19 protein-coding genes are annotated in these 16,969 nt (G+C 34.5%); 2 read left to right on the forward strand and 17 right to left on the reverse strand.

Annotation, left to right across the window (positions count from 1 at the left end):
* From QS62_RS11350 to cyaY, 17 genes are all read right to left on the reverse strand, one after another.
* Positions 1-187: transaldolase family protein (locus QS62_RS11350; protein ID WP_330998010.1), on the reverse strand; the 187-nt coding region annotated here is incomplete at its 3' end.
* A gap of 37 nt (positions 188-224) precedes the next feature.
* Positions 225-1,274 (reverse strand): triose-phosphate isomerase, encoded by a 1,050-nt coding sequence (locus tag QS62_RS11355; protein ID WP_066110262.1) that lies wholly within the window; start codon positions 1,272-1,274, stop codon positions 225-227.
* Between the two features lie 4 nt (positions 1,275-1,278).
* Positions 1,279-1,959, reverse strand: coding sequence for a cyclase family protein (locus tag QS62_RS11360; RefSeq protein ID WP_066110264.1), 681 nt, complete (start codon positions 1,957-1,959; stop codon positions 1,279-1,281).
* Positions 1,960-1,973: 14 nt separating this feature from the next.
* Positions 1,974-3,266 (reverse strand): TRAP transporter large permease, encoded by a 1,293-nt coding sequence (locus QS62_RS11365; protein WP_066110266.1) that lies wholly within the window; start codon positions 3,264-3,266, stop codon positions 1,974-1,976.
* Positions 3,266-3,742, reverse strand: a complete 477-nt coding sequence (locus QS62_RS11370; protein ID WP_066110268.1) for a TRAP transporter small permease — start codon at positions 3,740-3,742, stop codon at positions 3,266-3,268. Before QS62_RS11370 ends, QS62_RS11365 begins: the two co-directional genes overlap by 1 nt.
* Positions 3,743-3,785: 43 nt before the next feature.
* Entirely contained in the window at positions 3,786-4,763 is a 978-nt protein-coding gene (locus QS62_RS11375; protein ID WP_066110270.1) for a TRAP transporter substrate-binding protein, read from the reverse strand.
* Positions 4,764-4,820: 57 nt separating this feature from the next.
* Complete coding sequence (rpiB, locus tag QS62_RS11380) at positions 4,821-5,273, reverse strand: ribose 5-phosphate isomerase B (RefSeq protein WP_066110272.1); 453 nt, start codon at positions 5,271-5,273, stop codon at positions 4,821-4,823.
* Between the two features lie 20 nt (positions 5,274-5,293).
* On the reverse strand, positions 5,294-6,247 hold the full coding sequence (locus QS62_RS11385) for a sugar-binding transcriptional regulator (protein ID WP_066110274.1): 954 nt from the start codon (positions 6,245-6,247) through the stop codon (positions 5,294-5,296).
* A gap of 9 nt (positions 6,248-6,256) precedes the next feature.
* Complete coding sequence (locus tag QS62_RS11390; protein WP_066110275.1) at positions 6,257-7,102, reverse strand: sugar phosphate isomerase/epimerase family protein; 846 nt, start codon at positions 7,100-7,102, stop codon at positions 6,257-6,259.
* A 23-nt stretch (positions 7,103-7,125) separates the two neighbouring features.
* Positions 7,126-8,046, reverse strand: a complete 921-nt coding sequence (locus QS62_RS11395) for an amidohydrolase family protein (RefSeq protein WP_066110277.1) — start codon at positions 8,044-8,046, stop codon at positions 7,126-7,128.
* A 15-nt stretch (positions 8,047-8,061) separates the two neighbouring features.
* Positions 8,062-9,336 (reverse strand): MFS transporter, encoded by a 1,275-nt coding sequence (locus QS62_RS11400; RefSeq protein ID WP_066110278.1) that lies wholly within the window; start codon positions 9,334-9,336, stop codon positions 8,062-8,064.
* A gap of 70 nt (positions 9,337-9,406) precedes the next feature.
* Positions 9,407-10,033, reverse strand: coding sequence for a dihydroxyacetone kinase subunit DhaL (gene dhaL, locus QS62_RS11405; RefSeq protein WP_066110280.1), 627 nt, complete (start codon positions 10,031-10,033; stop codon positions 9,407-9,409).
* Position 10,034: 1 nt separating this feature from the next.
* A complete protein-coding gene (locus QS62_RS11410) occupies positions 10,035-11,039 on the reverse strand; it encodes a dihydroxyacetone kinase subunit DhaK (RefSeq protein WP_066110283.1) in 1,005 nt (334 codons plus the stop codon).
* Between the two features lie 19 nt (positions 11,040-11,058).
* Positions 11,059-12,075 (reverse strand): 4-hydroxythreonine-4-phosphate dehydrogenase PdxA, encoded by a 1,017-nt coding sequence (locus QS62_RS11415; protein ID WP_066110285.1) that lies wholly within the window; start codon positions 12,073-12,075, stop codon positions 11,059-11,061.
* Between the two features lie 284 nt (positions 12,076-12,359).
* On the reverse strand, positions 12,360-14,201 hold the full coding sequence (recQ, locus tag QS62_RS11420; protein WP_066110286.1) for a DNA helicase RecQ: 1,842 nt from the start codon (positions 14,199-14,201) through the stop codon (positions 12,360-12,362).
* Positions 14,191-14,976 (reverse strand): phospholipase A, encoded by a 786-nt coding sequence (locus QS62_RS11425; RefSeq protein WP_231923714.1) that lies wholly within the window; start codon positions 14,974-14,976, stop codon positions 14,191-14,193. The genes recQ and QS62_RS11425 overlap by 11 nt, the downstream gene beginning before the upstream one ends.
* Before the next feature lie 75 nt (positions 14,977-15,051).
* Entirely contained in the window at positions 15,052-15,360 is a 309-nt protein-coding gene (cyaY, locus tag QS62_RS11430; RefSeq protein ID WP_066110290.1) for an iron donor protein CyaY, read from the reverse strand.
* A 123-nt stretch (positions 15,361-15,483) separates the two neighbouring features.
* Between cyaY and lptM the strand changes: the two genes are divergently transcribed.
* Complete coding sequence (gene lptM, locus QS62_RS11930) at positions 15,484-15,600, forward strand: LPS translocon maturation chaperone LptM (protein WP_231923713.1); 117 nt, start codon at positions 15,484-15,486, stop codon at positions 15,598-15,600.
* Positions 15,601-15,622: 22 nt separating this feature from the next.
* Complete coding sequence (gene lysA, locus QS62_RS11435; protein WP_066110294.1) at positions 15,623-16,876, forward strand: diaminopimelate decarboxylase; 1,254 nt, start codon at positions 15,623-15,625, stop codon at positions 16,874-16,876.
* Positions 16,877-16,969 lie beyond the last annotated feature (93 nt).

Below are 16,969 nucleotides of genomic sequence, written 5' to 3' on the forward strand. Positions count from 1 at the left end.
TTTTACTTTTCGCATAAGCCACCGCTTCGTCGATTAATGAAGCATATTGTGGTAATTGGGAAGCGCTTAATACAAGTGATGGATTTGTTGTCGCATCTTGTGGTTGGTATTTTTTGATTGCTTCGATATCACCAGTATCTGCTACAACCACAGTTAATTTTTTTAAGACATCTAATTGATTTACCATTTCTATTTCTCCTAAATATTAATTATAAAATTCTTTATCAAAGTTGTTCTTGCATTTTTTGATATACAATATCTACAAGATCCTTCCCAAAAATAATTTGATATTGATTAGTAATAGAGAATAGACCTTTTACTAATTCTAATTTTTCTATTTTATTTTTATCTATATTTTCTGGATTATTTAATACAACTCTGATTCTTGTTGCACAATGTGTTAAAGCAACAATATTCTTTTTACCACCTAAATACTCAATCAATTTAGTAGCAATTTCACCAAATTCATTATTATCATCTTTATTATTAGCTAATGACTTTAATGCATCTTTTATTAAATCAATAAAATTTTCTGCATTCCAAGCACTTCTACCAACAAATAATCCATCAATATGTTCTTTATTAATCAGTTTATTTGCATTATCCGGATTAACACTTCCACCATATAGAACAGGAATATCTAATCCTTCTTTACCAAACATCTCATATAGACATTGCTTAATAACAGCATGTTTTTCTTCTGCATATTCTGCAGAAGCTGGAATACCATGTTCTCCAATAGCCCAAACAGGTTCATAAGCCACTCTAACAAGAGATATTTGTTCTTTAGTAACACCATTTAAGCCGATCTTAAGCTGTGATCGCAAAATTTCATCAGAAATACCAAATTCTTTTTGTTCCAATGTTTCACCAATACACAACAAAGTAATAAATTTATGTTTTAATGCTGAAAGAACTTTTTTATTTTCCTCTTCGTCTGTTTCTCTAAAAATATGACGTCGTTCAGAATGTCCTATCATGACTAATTTAACATCTAATTCCTTCAGCATTAACGGCGATATTTCTCCGGTAAACTGTCCAGAATCAGCATGACACATATTCTGTGCACCAATCACAATTGAATTATTTAATTCATCTTTTACTAATCGAGTTGCATCACTTAATGTTGTATATGATGGTATTACGAATAATTCTGTATTATTAGACTTAACATCCTTTTGATATAAATCCCCTAATTTTGACAAATAATGAATAACATCTTTATTCCCTTTATACATTTTAAGATTAGTACCAAAATAAATTTTACTTTTCATTTATTTATTCCTTAATATTTTTTATTAATACCCTACAAGGAGAACCATCAGCATTTTCAATAGCTATTGGCACCATTACAGCATATACCTTATTACTAGTAATACTTTTTGTATTACAAATATACTCTACTAGAGTTACTCCTTTAGATAATAAATGATAATGCGTTGTATGTTTTTCTAATGGTTTATCAATCTTATTTTCTACCCAAAGTCTAATTGGATAATCCTGAGGAAAATCGAATGCTACAATAGTAATATTCTTATTTTTCATAAATATTACAGCATCATCAGTTAAATATGGTGATTTAGTCCAAAACTCTTTTGAGTTATAACTATAAAAAGTATCCCAATGTGTTTTAAAAATAACTTTATCTGGATTATTCTTTGGCCAAACACTTTTTAATACTTCTGCAGTAATAGCAAAGTTTTCTGTAATATATTCTGCAATATCTAAAATATAAAATTCACCAATATAAGTACTCGGATTAATATCCAATATATTATACCCACCTTTATTAATATGACTTAATGCGTCCATATGAGTAAAAGCATGACAAGATACTTGTATTTGTGTGGCTTCAAATAAATCTCCATTATCAAAATTACCTTTTTTCTCAATAACTGTTTTCCAACGCACATGTTTATTTGAGATAGGCATAGATAAATCAATCCAATCTTTTTCCATAATGAATCTCCTGTTTATTCAAAGAATACACTTGGTAAATAAGTACTGAATTCTGGTACCAATATTAAAACTACCAATAATCCTAATAACGATAATAAATATGGAACACTGCTTTTTAATACTTTTATTGGTTCACATTCAGCGATATTTGCAGATAAATATATTAAATAACCAACTGGAGGTGTTATTAAACCTATCATCAAATTTAAAATAATGACTAAACCAAAGTGAATAGGTGAAATGCCAAATTGGTTAATAATTGGCATAAATACTGGAACCAATATTGTTAATGCTGCAGTAGGGTCCATAATCATTCCAATAAAGAGAACAATTACATTGATTAAAATTAATGCAGACAAAGGAGATGAACAAATTTCTGATACATAACTTGCGACTTGATGACTAATTTGTAATCTTGCAATAACCCAAGCAAAGATTGATGACGCACCAACAATTAACATTACAGTTATTGTACCCTTTAAAGATGAAATCAACGCTTTTTTAAGTCTTTCTACACTTAATTCTTTATAAATAAATGTTCCGACCAAATAAGCATATACTACAGATACCGCACCTGCTTCTGTCGCGGTGAAAATACCAGAAATAATTCCATATAAAATGATAATTGGACAAAATAGAGCCCAGACAGCATCTTTTGAACTCTCTTTAACTTCCTTCCAACTAAAAGAGGTTGCTTGATTACCAAATCCTTTAGCTTTAGAAATCACAAAAGTAACCAATATCAGTGTAAGTGCAATTAACAACCCTGGTATGACGCCGGATAAAAACATTTTTCCAACAGAAACACCTGCACCAGCCAATGCAGCAAATACTATCATCGGTACACTTGGGGGAATAATTGGTCCAATAATTGATGCTGATTGTGTTAAAGCAGCAGCAAAAGGTGCTGGATAATTATTCTTCTTCATCTCAGGAATCAACGAACTACCAATTGCAGCCGTTGAAGCAACCGCTGATCCACTAATAGATCCAAAAAATAAACTAGAAAAAATATTAATATACGCTAGTGAACCTTTCCAACGTCCAATAAATGATGTCACAAAACGAATAATACGTGTTGTAATTCCACCAACGCTCATCAACTCACCAGCTAAGAAAAAGAAAGCTAATGCTTGTAAAGCATTGGTATCAATTCCTTGCATTACTTGTTGAGCAACAATGGTCACTGGCACATAAGGTAAATATAAGAATAATGTAACAATCGAGGAGAAAATAATACTATAAAATAATGGTAATCCGAGGACGGTTAAAATAAACATAACGCCCAATAAAACAATAAATGACATTATAATTCCCCCACTACTTTAGTTCTTGCTAATGATATAAAAGCAATAACAATTCTGACAATTTCAAGAGATAAACATAAAATAAATGGTACATAAACCCAAGAAATTGAAATTTTGAATGCAGAATAATAACTATTCAGATTCATACCATATAATTTAATCCCACCTTTAATTAATAAAGCTAATGAAATCAACATGACAATATATAATGCCGATGACAATAACCATCCATATTTAAATCTTTCAAATATGATTATTCTTAATAAAGGAACTTGTATTTGTGTTGTTGTTAATATTCCAAACAAAATCATATAGGTATAACAGAACCTTAAAAATTCTTCTGCCCAAGGGAAAGAAATATTAATAACATATCTAGTAATTACCTGAACGAAAGTCATTACAACCAGAATAAGAAAAAAGAGACACCCTAAAGATAAAAATGTCTTATTAATAAAATTCTCATATTTCTCAATCATAATGTCTCTTCCTCCTTATATAGGTAAAGATCAAAATTACATATTATTTAGTTTCAGAAATTTTCTTAATTTCTTTATCACCAAATTTCTTAGCATAGTCATCCCATGCTTTCTTAGCTCCAGCTTGGAAAGAAGCAACATCAGGAGATTCTTCAACTTGCATACCTTGTTGTTTTAACTTTTCAAGATAAACTTTATTCTCTTCAACATTTAATTGTTTTTCTAAATCAGCACCTTCTTTTGCTGCTTTTAACAATATTTCTTGATCCTCTTTATCTAATGAATTAAAACGATCTAGATTCATCGCCATTGGCGCTGCAGTATAAGCATGGTGAGTTAGAGATAAATATTTTTGTACTTCTTGCAGATTATTATTGTAAATATGGTGAATTGGGTTTTCTTGACCATCAATTACCCCAGTTTTTAATGAAAAATAAACTTCATTAAATGGCATTGGTGTTGGATTTGCTCCCCATTCTTTAAATGCTGCAATATGAGCTGGATTTGGAGTTGTTCTTAATTTGAGGTGTGATAGATCTTTTACAGATTTAACTTGTCTTTTATTATTGGTAATATCTCTAAAGCCAATTTCATAAAATGCTAAACCTTTTAATCCATATTGTTCGAGAGATGCTAAAAGTTTCTCACCGACTTCACTATTTATAACTTTTTCTACGTGTTCTTCATCTCTAAAGAGAAATGGTAAATCTAATAAATTGAGTTGTTCATTAAAAGTGGTGTAATAAGGGTTTCCTACTACAACAATATCGATTGTTCCCATTCTGGTACCGTCAATCTGAGTACCTGAAGCACCTAACTCACTATTTGGATGTAACTTGATAGTAATTCGTCCTTTAGATAATTCATTAACTCTTTTCGCCATGAATTCTGTTGCTTTAGTTACGGTATCCGTTGGCGAACCATAGTGACTTAACGCCAATTCGTATGTTCCTGCTGCAAAAACACTTGAAGAACAAATTACTGACAATACTGTTGCTGAAATAAAATTAAGTTTTTTCATAAGTACACCCTCACCTGTGTGTTATTAAATGAATATTTAAGTATTTTCAGTGAAATATCAGCATCTATGATATTTCTGATCAATTTCATTGATCTTAGCAACTTTAGGTGTAGAACCACCTCCAGCAAAGTCACAGTCCAACCACGTTTTTAATATTGATTTAGCTAACTCAACACCAATTACTCGTTCACCAAAACAAATAATTTGTGCGTTGTTACTCTTTCTAGCTCTTTCTGCTGAGAAAACATCGTGACATACTGCTGCTCTAACACCTGGGATTTTATTGGCTGTAATACACATACCAATACCAGTACCACAGGTTAGAATGGCACGTTCATATTTTCCTTCAGCAACTGCCGAAGCTACTGCTTCTGCAACATCAGGATATAAAACAACATCCCCTTCTTTAGCACCAAAATCATCATATTCAATACCCAACGTATCTAGGTATTTCATTAATTCAACTTTTAAGTTATATGCTGCTTCATCACAGCCAATCGCAATTTTCATATGAAATTCTCCTAAAATAATTACATTTTCGTTAAATTTAGAATGGTATTTACGTTGCTTGCAGTCGTTGCAATGATATTGATAATGCCCGTCCTCAATGCACCTAATATAGCCATTGCCTTACTGCTTTCAGATGCAATACCAATAACACAAGGTATTGCTCTTAAATCTTCGAGACTTAATCCAATAACTCTATTACTCATCACTGTTTCTACCGGCTCACCTTGTAAATTGAAAAAGCCATAACCAGCAATATCACCAATCACACCTAAATTCATTTTTGCTTCTGTTACTTCTTGTGGGGTAAACCAACCCAATTGCACCATGTAACTGTTTTCATTCATGTCACCAATACCAACTAACGCGATATCAGCTTTTCTAGCTCTATCTAGAGTCTCTTTAATGACGCCATTTTTCATAAATACGTCTCTAAACTCTTTATTCTCAAGGTATGCTGGTGCATATAAAGTCTCATTTATGCCACTAAAATTTCTTGCTAAATTTCTACATGTATGATCAGCATCTACAGGTTCACCATTCCGCTGAACACCACCAATGCCACAAATAAACTTGCAAGATTTTGCAGGGAAAATGCCTACATGTTCTCCCACCGATGCCACATTACGGCCTTGTCCTACAGCAATGGTCATACCATCTTTTAAAGTATGTGATAAATATGAACTCACTAAAGCTGCCACCTGCCGTCTTTGCTCGGCTTCATTCTGCGCATCAATTGCAATCAGTGCTCTTTGAATACCAAATTCATCAATCAATCTTTTTTCTAATTGAGAGGTAAAAATTGGGTGATATTTCACATTAATTTCAACAACACCTTCTTCTCTTGCTTTTTTCAATAATCTCCCAACTTTAATCCTGGAAATATTAAATTTATTAGCAATTTCTTCTTGAGTTAATTCATGTTCATAATAAGCAATTGCAATTTCTGTTAATAAATCAACTTCTTTGTAATCCATTATTTATCCTTATTTTTCAAAAATAATATTACTAATATATTCCCTTGATTTAATTAATGTTGACTCAATTAAATCAATATCCACTTTATTAGAAAGTCTCTTCGGTGTTGAATCTAATTCTCTATATATTCTCAATGGAATTTCCAAACTACAACCAATATTATTATTCTTTAATTCTTTCACTATCTTATGGTAATCAATAATCCCATCACCTATTGGTAAAAATTTAAATTTATTATCCTCTACAATTACATCTTTAATATGAAAATGTTGACAATATTTTATCGACATTAAAGATTGTTCTATTACATTTAATGTTTTGTCATAAGTCACCATATTACCTGGGTCGAAATTTATAGCGTAAAATTTACGATCTAATTGATTTAATATTTCAAGAGCATCATTCAAATCTACAAAAGCATTAAAATTATAGTCTCCAGCATTTTCTATGCAGAGAACACAGTTATTTTTTTCTAGTAAAGGTTTTAATGATTTTAAGTTATCGATTAACTTAGATTTATTTTCTAATTTTGTCGTGCATACATTGATATACTTAGCACCAATTAAATTGGCAAATTTTAGGCGAGGAGAAAAAATATCAAATAAATTATCTGTTGATAGATCCATCGTACAACCCAACGCGAAGGTATCTAAATTATATTTATGTTTAAGGCTATTAACATATTTAGCATTTTCTTCACTAAATAGATCTTGATTTAAATTACCAACATAACCTTGGTTATAAGCTAATTCAAAATAATCAAATCCACATTTTTTAATAGAAGAAAATACTGTTTCTAAATCATACCCATCATAAATAGAGGTATTAACAGCTAATTTAAAATGATTATTCATATTCACCTCACCACTTTATATATTTAGATCAAAATTCGATAAAATTTCTTAGCATTCGAGAAAAATAATTTCTTCTGATCCTCATAACTATAATGTTTTACAGCCTCTTTAAATCCTGTGAATATTGTGTCAAGACTTCCACATAAACTATCCACAGGAAAATTACTTGCAAACATACAACGTTCTACACCAAAAATTTCTACTGTTTCTTGAATAATCCATTTATTATCATCAATACTCCATTTTTTATTCGGTAGTCCAATTCCTGAAATTTTCACAACAACATTTGGTACATCTGATAATTGTTCCATTGATTTATGCCAAGCATTCAAACCTTCTTGTGAACGATCTGATGGCAATCCTGTATGATTTAAAATAATTAATGTTTCTGGAAAGTCTTGTGCTAATTGCTTAGCCTCATGTAAGTTCCACCATGGTGTTTGTAAATCAAAATTTAAATTGAATTTTGACAATAGCACATACCCTTGACGCCATTTATCATCACTCATTAAAGTACGAACTCCATTCTTGGCCTCCTCCGGAGATAATGCCCCAGCTGGTTTATGGCGAACACTTCTTACTAAAGGGAAAGCAGATTGTTTTTTCAACACTTCTGATATGTCATCATGATGTAACCATGCTTGTGCAACCACTGCATTTGGCATATTGAATTTATCTGCAACAGTATGAATATATTGTGTTTCTCCTATTGGATCTTTCGGATCCCATTCCGCATCAATATATACTGTTGCAACAACATTATGCTTAGAAGTTGCATCTCTCAAATAATCTGGTGGTAAATACTCTCTTTTAATCGCAGTATAATCACCATATCTAAATGGAATTAATACACCTGGAGCTAACCAAGGATGTGGATTAATTTGCGGTTGCCAAAAATGTTGATGAGCATCAATCATTGGACCGTTATATAGTTGAATTTCCATAATTTTTGTCTCCTTTTATTTATTGTTTTTACTTAATTGAATAGCTAACGTACCTAAAATATAGACCACTGAACATCCAGCAAAGAAAACTAAAACATTGTTATAATCATTAGACATTTGTAAGATATAGCCCACTAAAATAGGAACTGTAATACCGCCAATACTTCCAGCCATATTCATAATGCCGCCTATAAGTCCTACTTTATTTTTTGGTGCCAATAATGCTGGGAAACTCCAATAAAGACTTCCCCACATTAAGAAAAATGCGGCAATAGATAATGTGATAATTGCAATTACGGGATCATTCATACTAGGTAAGCAAGAGAAGGCAATTAAAGTACTGAGGCCGGAAACCATTAATACTCCCTTCACTGCTAAACGTTGTGGGATACCTCGTTTAATAAGTGAATCTGAAAAAAATCCACCACAAAGCGAACCAATAGATCCACAAAGAAAAATAATGAATGTTGCATTTCCTACACCTTTGATATCAAATCCTCTAGCTTGTGCTAAATAGCTAGGCCCCCATGTTAGCAATCCAAAAAACATCATTGCCCATGCAGCTCTACCAAATAAAATAGCAACAAGAGAACGTATAGCTATTCCCAAACCAGTAGCAGTAGATTCATTAACTGAATTAGCTTCCTCTTGCTCATTATTTTTCTCTTCAAGGATGATATGTAATTCTTTTTCATTGACACTTTTATGTTCTTGTGGGTTATCTCGCAAATACTTCCAAGTCACAATTCCAAGCAAAACAGTAAGCACACCAATGATGCCAAATACAAGTCTCCAAGAACCTAAAATTGCAATCATATATGCAATAATAATCCCACCTAAAGCAGCTCCTAAAGGGCCTCCACAGTCCATAATAACTGCACCACGGCCACGCTCTTTGGATGATAACCATGTTGCATTCAACTTACCCCCTGCTGGAAATAATGGGGCTTCACCTGCTCCTAGCATAAAACGCGAGAATAATAGTGAAATCCCACCTGTAGAAAATGCCGCTAGAGTTTGAAATATCCCCCACAATAAAGTAGATCCTGTAATCATCTTACGTGGGCCATATTTATCAACTAACCAACCTCCAGGAATTTGTAATAAGGCATAAGCCCAAAAGAAACTACTTAAAATAACACCTTGCATTGTCGGAGATAAATCAAACTCTTTGGCAATTGTTGGAATTGCAATAGATAATGAAATTCTATCTATCAAATTCACTACTACTAATAAAAAGATTATTCCAAAAACAATCCAACGAACATTTGATGCTTTCTGTTCTATCATGGCATTTCTCCTTATACACAAGGTATATTTAAAATTAAGATTTAAAAAAAATTCAAACTAATACATCATGTTATCTATTAACAAAATCCGACATATATTTAAGAATCAAAGACATAGATACTGCGCCCGGATCAACGTGACCCAATGAACGCTCACCTAAACTCTTGGCACGACCAAAAACAGCAACTTGATTACGGGTATTTTCAGCACCCTGTTCAGCGGCTTTTGCTACACTTAATAACGCACTTCTTAAGTCCTCGTTGGTCACCTTTTCTGACTGTTTTTCTGCTGCTACTAAGGCATCAATCATTGTTTTGTCACCAGGTTTTGCTCCACCTCTAGCAAAAACAGCAGCAGATCCAGCAACTAAGAATTGTGAAAGTACAGCGCTATCAAAGGTTTGTTGACCAGCGATCGCCTTTCCACCAGCTCTAAATAAAGTACCGAATATTGCACCGGAAGCTCCGCCCATACTCGACATCATCTTAGTACCAGCCGTTAAAAATAACTCACCAACGTCTTTAGGTGAAAAAGCATCGCTCGTGAGAAAATCACGCACAGCTGCAAAGCCACGTTGCATACCTAATCCATGATCGCCATCACCAATTTTTAAATCTAACTCCGTCAACATTGGTTCACTGCTAACCATTTTTTCAGCTGTATATAAAAGCATTTCTATTGTTTCTGTTAAATTCATTTCATTTTCTCCAAGCAAAACTGTCACAAGGCATGTCATACAATTTTTGTAATTCATCATCCAAACGGAAGATGGTGATTGAATAACCAGCCATTTCTTGAGATGTACAATAAGGACCAATTAACACATCATGAATTTGAATATTTCGTGCGGTTAATTCTTGATAAACTTTTCGATAAGCAATTAATAGTTCGGTATAAGTTGAACCGCCTAGATTATTGATGGTTACACAAACTTTATCTCCGCTTTGTAATTCAATGTCATCACATAAACGATCAACCATCTCACCATTAATTTCATCAGCAGTGGTCATTTTTTGTCTTCTAACACCAGGCTCACCATGGATTCCCATGCCAAGTTCTAATTCATCATCTGCTAATTCAAAGTTGAATTTTCCTGTTTGAGGAATAGAACAAGCACCTAAAGCTACTCCTATTGTTCTAGTATTAAAGTTAGCTTTTTTAGTAGCTTCATAAACTTGTTCAAGATCGTAACCAGATTCAACTGCGGCTCCTGCAATCTTTAACACATACATATCTCCCGCAACACCACGTCTATCACTCATTTTAGAAATTGGTGCTGCAGAGATATCATCTGTTACGCGTACAGTTTTGACTTGAATACCATCTTCTTCTAATAGTTCTGCCGCAATATCAAAGTTCATATTATCGCCAGCATAATTACCATAGACGAACAATACACCTTTGCCTTTTTCCGCTGCTTTTGTGGTTTCAATAATGATGTCAGGTGATGGAGATGCAAAAATTTCACCTAAGGCAGCTGCATCTGCTAAACCCTTGCCCACATAACCTGCAAACATAGGCTCATGTCCGCTACCACCGCCAGTAACAACTACAACCTGATCATTACGGATATCATTTCTATATACTCCACTATAACCATCCACTTTCAATAACTTACCGCGGCAAGCGTAAAGCAATCCTTCTAACTGTTCTGATGGAACTGCATTAGGATTATTGAGTAATTTTTTTGGTTTTCTCGCCATAATATGTCTCCAAATTGTCTTATTCTGATTCAAGTACACCTTTACCCATACGTACTGCAATATTGAAAGCTGCTTCAAATGCAGTTGGGACAGCAACATTCTTGCCATGTAAGTCATATGCTGTACCATGATTAGCAGTAGCAATCGGAATAGGAATACCACCTTGAACTGTTACGCCACGTTCAAAGCCGAGTAGCTTAAGTGCAGTAGAAAATTGATCGTGATACATAGATACCACACCATTGATATTTAAACGTTTGACTTCATGCATAGTGGTATCACTTGGGAAAGGACCACATAATTCGATTCCATATTCCTGACGAGCTTGTTCGATAGCTGGTTTAATAATGGTAATTTCTTCATCACCGAACACCCCACCTTCTCCACCATGAGGATTTAAAGCTTGTACAGCAATTTTTGGATGAGTAACACCTGCACGAATGAGTGATTGATTTAATAAACAGATACAATCAACAACACTTTGTACAGATAAATTAGAAACAATATCTTTGAATGGAATATGAGATGTCACTCGGCTTGCCCAGATATCATCAACAACATTTAATTCACATACAAAGCCATGAAAATCTGTTTGTTCTGCGAACCAATGCAACTCATCACGATATTTCAAGCCACCTAAATGCATTGCTTGTTTATTTAATGGCGCAAAACAGATTGATTGAGCGTATCCTGCTTGAGCATATTCAACCGCTTTTTTCAATGTTTCTAAAATATACATGCCACTTTGTTTAGTGGCTTTACCATATTCAAATGGTTGTTGATTCGAACATTTATATGAAATTAAAGCCGGTACCCCAGTTTTATAAGAATATGAAGGTAAATCTGCTTCTGTGATTTCATCATAAGAGAATTGTTGCTGTGCAATATTCATCCCTTTATGTAGTTCATCTTTATCCGCAATAATCAAAACATTGGCTTTCTTCCTTTGTTCTTCTTGAGCTAATAATTTTGCAACTAACTCAGGACCAATACCTGCAGGATCCCCTAGAACTAAAGCAATTGTTGGTTTTTGCATAATTTCCCTCTTATATGTGCTAATGTTGTTTAATCCAACCTTAATTGAACAAATGTTCACGCTATTAACTTTTGTTAAGACATATTAATAAAAAAAAATTTTATAATTTGTGATAGGACTCACAATATTTATCAAACACTCTATTTTTTTATAAAATTTGTGATTCAAATCACACAAACTTGTAATAAAAAGACAAAATTAATGACAAATGGAGTGTAAAGTAAGATGAGGACTAAAATAGGATAAAAACAAATGTAAAAATAATGTGCATTTCAACAGCTAAACTAAAGATGTCTTTGATACCCTTCAATCACCTGTAAAAACGGTTGGGCATAGCGTTCCAATTTTTTATAGCCAACACCATTAATTGCCAACATTTCTGATAAAGTGGTTGGAGTTTTGCGAGTCATTTCTTCTAGGGTAGCGTCATTGAAAACGGCATAAGGTGGGATATTATCGCGATCCGCCAATTGTTTGCGCAATTTGCGTAGTTGCTCAAACAATGCACGATTGGTGCCGCTGTGTTGATGATGTTGATTAATCATTGATAAATTTTGACGTGGTAAAGCTAATGGTAAGGCAATTTCACCACGCACAATTGCTCGTGCGGCTTCAGTTAACTGCAATGCTGAATAATTAGTAATATTTTGCGTTAAAAAACCAAGATGAATTAATTGGCGAATAACGCTGTGCCAATATTCTTGTGGCTGATCCTTGCCGATACCAAATACTGATAATTTATCGTGTTGTAATTCTTGAATTTTTTGATTGCTGACGCCGCGTAATACCGCCATCACATAGTAACTACTAAAACGCTGCCCAGTGCGATAAACGGTAGAAACAATTTTTTGTGCATCAATCAAACCATCATATTTTTGTGGTGGATTTAAACAAATATCGCAGTTATGGCAAGGTTCGATACGGTGTTCAGAAAAATAATTCAACAACACTAAACGACGGCAAGTTTGCGCTTCGGCAAATTCTCCCATTGCCTGCAATTTATGTTGTTCAATCATCTTTTGTGCAGAATCAGGCTTTTCTTGTAATAATTTATTCAGCCATAAATAATCTTGCTGATCATAAAATAAAACGGCTTCTGCAGGTAAATCATCGCGCCCTGCTCGTCCTGTTTCTTGATAATAAGATTCGATGCTACGCGGTAAATCATAATGCAATACAAAACGGATATTCGGTTTATTAATTCCCATTCCAAAAGCAATAGTAGCGACAACAACTTGTACATTATCACGTTGAAAATCGCGTTGTACTTGTTCTCTTAGTTCATTACTAAATCCTGCATGATAAGCTTTTGCTGCAATGCCATTGCGTTGCAATAATTCAGCCAGTCGTTCCACTTTACTACGGCTATTAGCATAAACAATACCGCTACGACCTTTTTGTGCTTTTACAAATTTCACTAATTGATCTTGTGGTTTAAATTTTTCCACCACCGTATAGCGAATATTGGGACGATCAAAACTACCAATATAGACAAACGGATTTTGTAAATTTAATAGCGCTAAAATATCTTTGCGGGTAATTTGATCTGCCGTTGCCGTCAGCGCCATAATCGGTACATTCGGAAAGACTCTTGTTAAATTACTTAAGCGTGCATACTCAGGGCGAAAATCATGTCCCCATTGCGAAATACAATGTGCTTCATCAATAACAATTAAACTGACCTGACACTGCTGAATAAAATAGAAAAATGCACTGGTCATTACTCTTTCAGGCGAGATATACAACAATTTTAATTTGCCTGAAAGCGCTTGTTGCTCAGTTTCCTTTTGTTGTTCTAGAGTCTGACTAGAATTTAAATAGGCAGCCGCGACACCATTAGCTAACAACTGATCGACTTGATCTTGCATTAAGGCAATTAAAGGCGAGATCACCACCGTCAATCCTGAAAAACATAATGCTGGAATTTGATAACACAAAGATTTGCCGCCGCCCGTTGCCATTAGGACAAAACTACTCTGCCCATTGAGCGTCGCTTCAATGATCTGTGATTGTCCTTGACGGAATTGTTGATAACCAAAGACATTCTGCAACACTGCTTTGGCTTGAGTTAAATAAGGCGAATCGTTTTGTTCACCATTCGCCTTATTATCAGGATTAGAACACATTGTTTAAACTAATACCTATCCCAATGCGGTCAATCGAACGATTATAGTCAATTAATGATTCACCATATCCATGATAATACTGGGTATAAAGGCGTACATACTTAGCGATTGGGTAACTCCAAGAAACTTCCATTCCGCCTTTATTAGTCGCGGTATTGTAACGTGCTGTCGTTTTCACAATATGATCGCCGAAACGATATCCGACACTAACATCGCCATAACCATAATAATCAACAATATCTGGGTTATCATCACTTGAAGCTTTTTCAGGAATACGCCAATAAGGTTTCAATTCCACGAGCCAATCATCTTTAGTAAAGGCGGCACGCAAATATAAACGATTCCAACTGCGTGATTTTCCTTGTTGATCGTTACGACCATTAGAAAGATGCACTACCCCAGTTTCTACATCTGCTAATTTCCAACCCCAAAAGAGATCATAATTAGTCGCCCAGGCTAAAAAGAGTTGTGGCTGATAATTACTTTCTCTGAATGGTGAAGATTGATCACGATTACTTAATTGAAACCATGAACGCTGAGTATAAGCACCAGCGAGTACTGAATTTTTGCCTAAAATTCCTTTCCAAAGCGGTAATGCAACACTGATTTGAAACTTCACTTCATCATGTTTCATATTTTCAGGGTAATTAAAATTACGATTGGAATAGGTTTCCATTAAATAGTTTTGTTCGTAAGGTTTTAAGCCAACAAAATTATCCGGCGCTGCTTGTAATAACAGTGCAGTACGGCTTTCGTATGGCAACACACTCGCCATCGCCGTTGGTAACGCTAATAATGTTGAAAATGCTAAAAGATGATAAGTGAAACGCATCGTTATTCCCTTTATTTATTAAGTAAATTCAACCTCTTCACCATGAGCAATACAAGCATCAGTCAAATACTGCCAAAAATTTTTCCCTTCTGCATTTAGCCATTGCCCTTGCTGATATTTGAAATGATAACCGCCTAATTTACTGGCTAACCATAATTCTTGCAGCGGTTCTTGTTTATTAATGACGATCTGGCTGCGATCCGCAAAAGTGATCGTAAACACCGATCCTTGAGTGTCGCAATCAACATCGCAATCCTGTTCTTCCAACTGTTCTTCAACTTGCTGCCAAGTCTGTTCCACAGCTTGATGATATTCTGCGTTATTCATAACCTGCTCCTCAAAAAATAGATGGTCATTATAGAGATTTTCCCTTCTTAGAGATAGCACAAAGCATAAATTAATGGTAAAAAGAATACCTATCAAATAAGGAGGAAAGTGATGAAAAAAATAATGATGACTATCATAATAAGCTGTTTTTGTTTAAGTCTAACAGCTTGTGGTGTCAAAGGACCTTTATATCAACCAGCAAAAGATCAACCAGTACAACAAGAAAACACAACCAAATAATTTTTACTTTAGGCAGTAGTTTATGGACTATTTTAATTATAAAAATAATCAATTAATGGCAGAGGAAGTGTCTGTCAGTCAGCTTGCACAACAATTCGGTACTCCACTTTATATCTATTCTCGTGCCACTTTAGAACGTCATTGGCACGCTTTCGACTCAGCTCTCGCAGGTCACCCACATCTTATCTGTTTTGCCGTTAAATCTAACCCTAATATCGCTTTATTAAACCTATTAGCTAAATTAGGTTCAGGTTTTGATATTGTTTCACAAGGTGAATTAGAGCGTGTTTTAGCTGCAGGCGGTGATGCTAATAAAATTGTTTTCTCTGGCGTTGCTAAATCGCATACAGAAATTGCGCGTGCATTAGAAGTAGGCATTCGCTGTTTTAATGTCGAATCAGAAGCTGAACTATTACGAATTAACCAAGTTGCCCAACAACTGAATAAACAAGCCCCGATTTCTTTACGAGTAAATCCAGACGTTGATGCAAAAACACATCCCTATATCTCTACTGGTTTAAAGAAAAATAAATTTGGTGTTAGCGTAACTCGGGCTAGAGAAGTTTATCGCTTAGCAAAAGAACTCTCCAATATCCAAATTGTTGGTATGGATTGCCATATCGGTTCGCAACTAACTGAATTAAAACCATTCCTTGATTCTGCCGATCGTTTATTGGTGTTATTAGAACAATTACGCCAAGATGGCATTGAGTTACACCATTTAGATTTAGGTGGTGGTTTAGGAGTACGTTACAGTGATGAAACCCCACCTCATCCAACCGAATACGCTAGCGCTTTATTAGCGAAATTTACTGATTATCCTGAACTGGAAATTATTTTAGAACCAGGACGAGCGATTAGCGCTAATGCAGGCATTTTGGTGACCAAAGTTGAATATTTAAAATCTAACGAAGATTTTAATTTTGCAATCGTTGATGCAGGAATGAACGATATGATTCGTCCAGCACTATATCAAGCTTATATGGAAATTATTGAAGTGGATCGCACCCTCGAACGTGAAACTCGTACTTATGATGTCGTTGGACCGATTTGTGAAACATCCGATTTCTTAGGCAAAGGGCGCCAATTAGCCATTGCCGAAGGTGATTTATTAGCACAACGTTCTGCTGGTGCTTATGGTGCAAGTATGGCATCAAACTACAATTCCCATCCAAAAGCTGCCGAAGTTTTGGTTGATGGTGATAAAGCACATTTAATCAAACGACGTGAAAACTTTGCTGAACTTTGGGCAAATGAGCAATTAATTACTGAATAATCTTCGATAAAAAACGGCACTTCGTGGTGCCGTTTCAGACCGTTGACAAACCTAAATTTTGTCAAAAACTTCTATAAAATAACTTTGGGTCCC

Origin of the sequence: Gallibacterium salpingitidis (genome assembly GCF_001678495.1) — a bacterium.
GTDB classification, from domain to species: domain Bacteria; phylum Pseudomonadota; class Gammaproteobacteria; order Enterobacterales; family Pasteurellaceae; genus Gallibacterium; species Gallibacterium salpingitidis.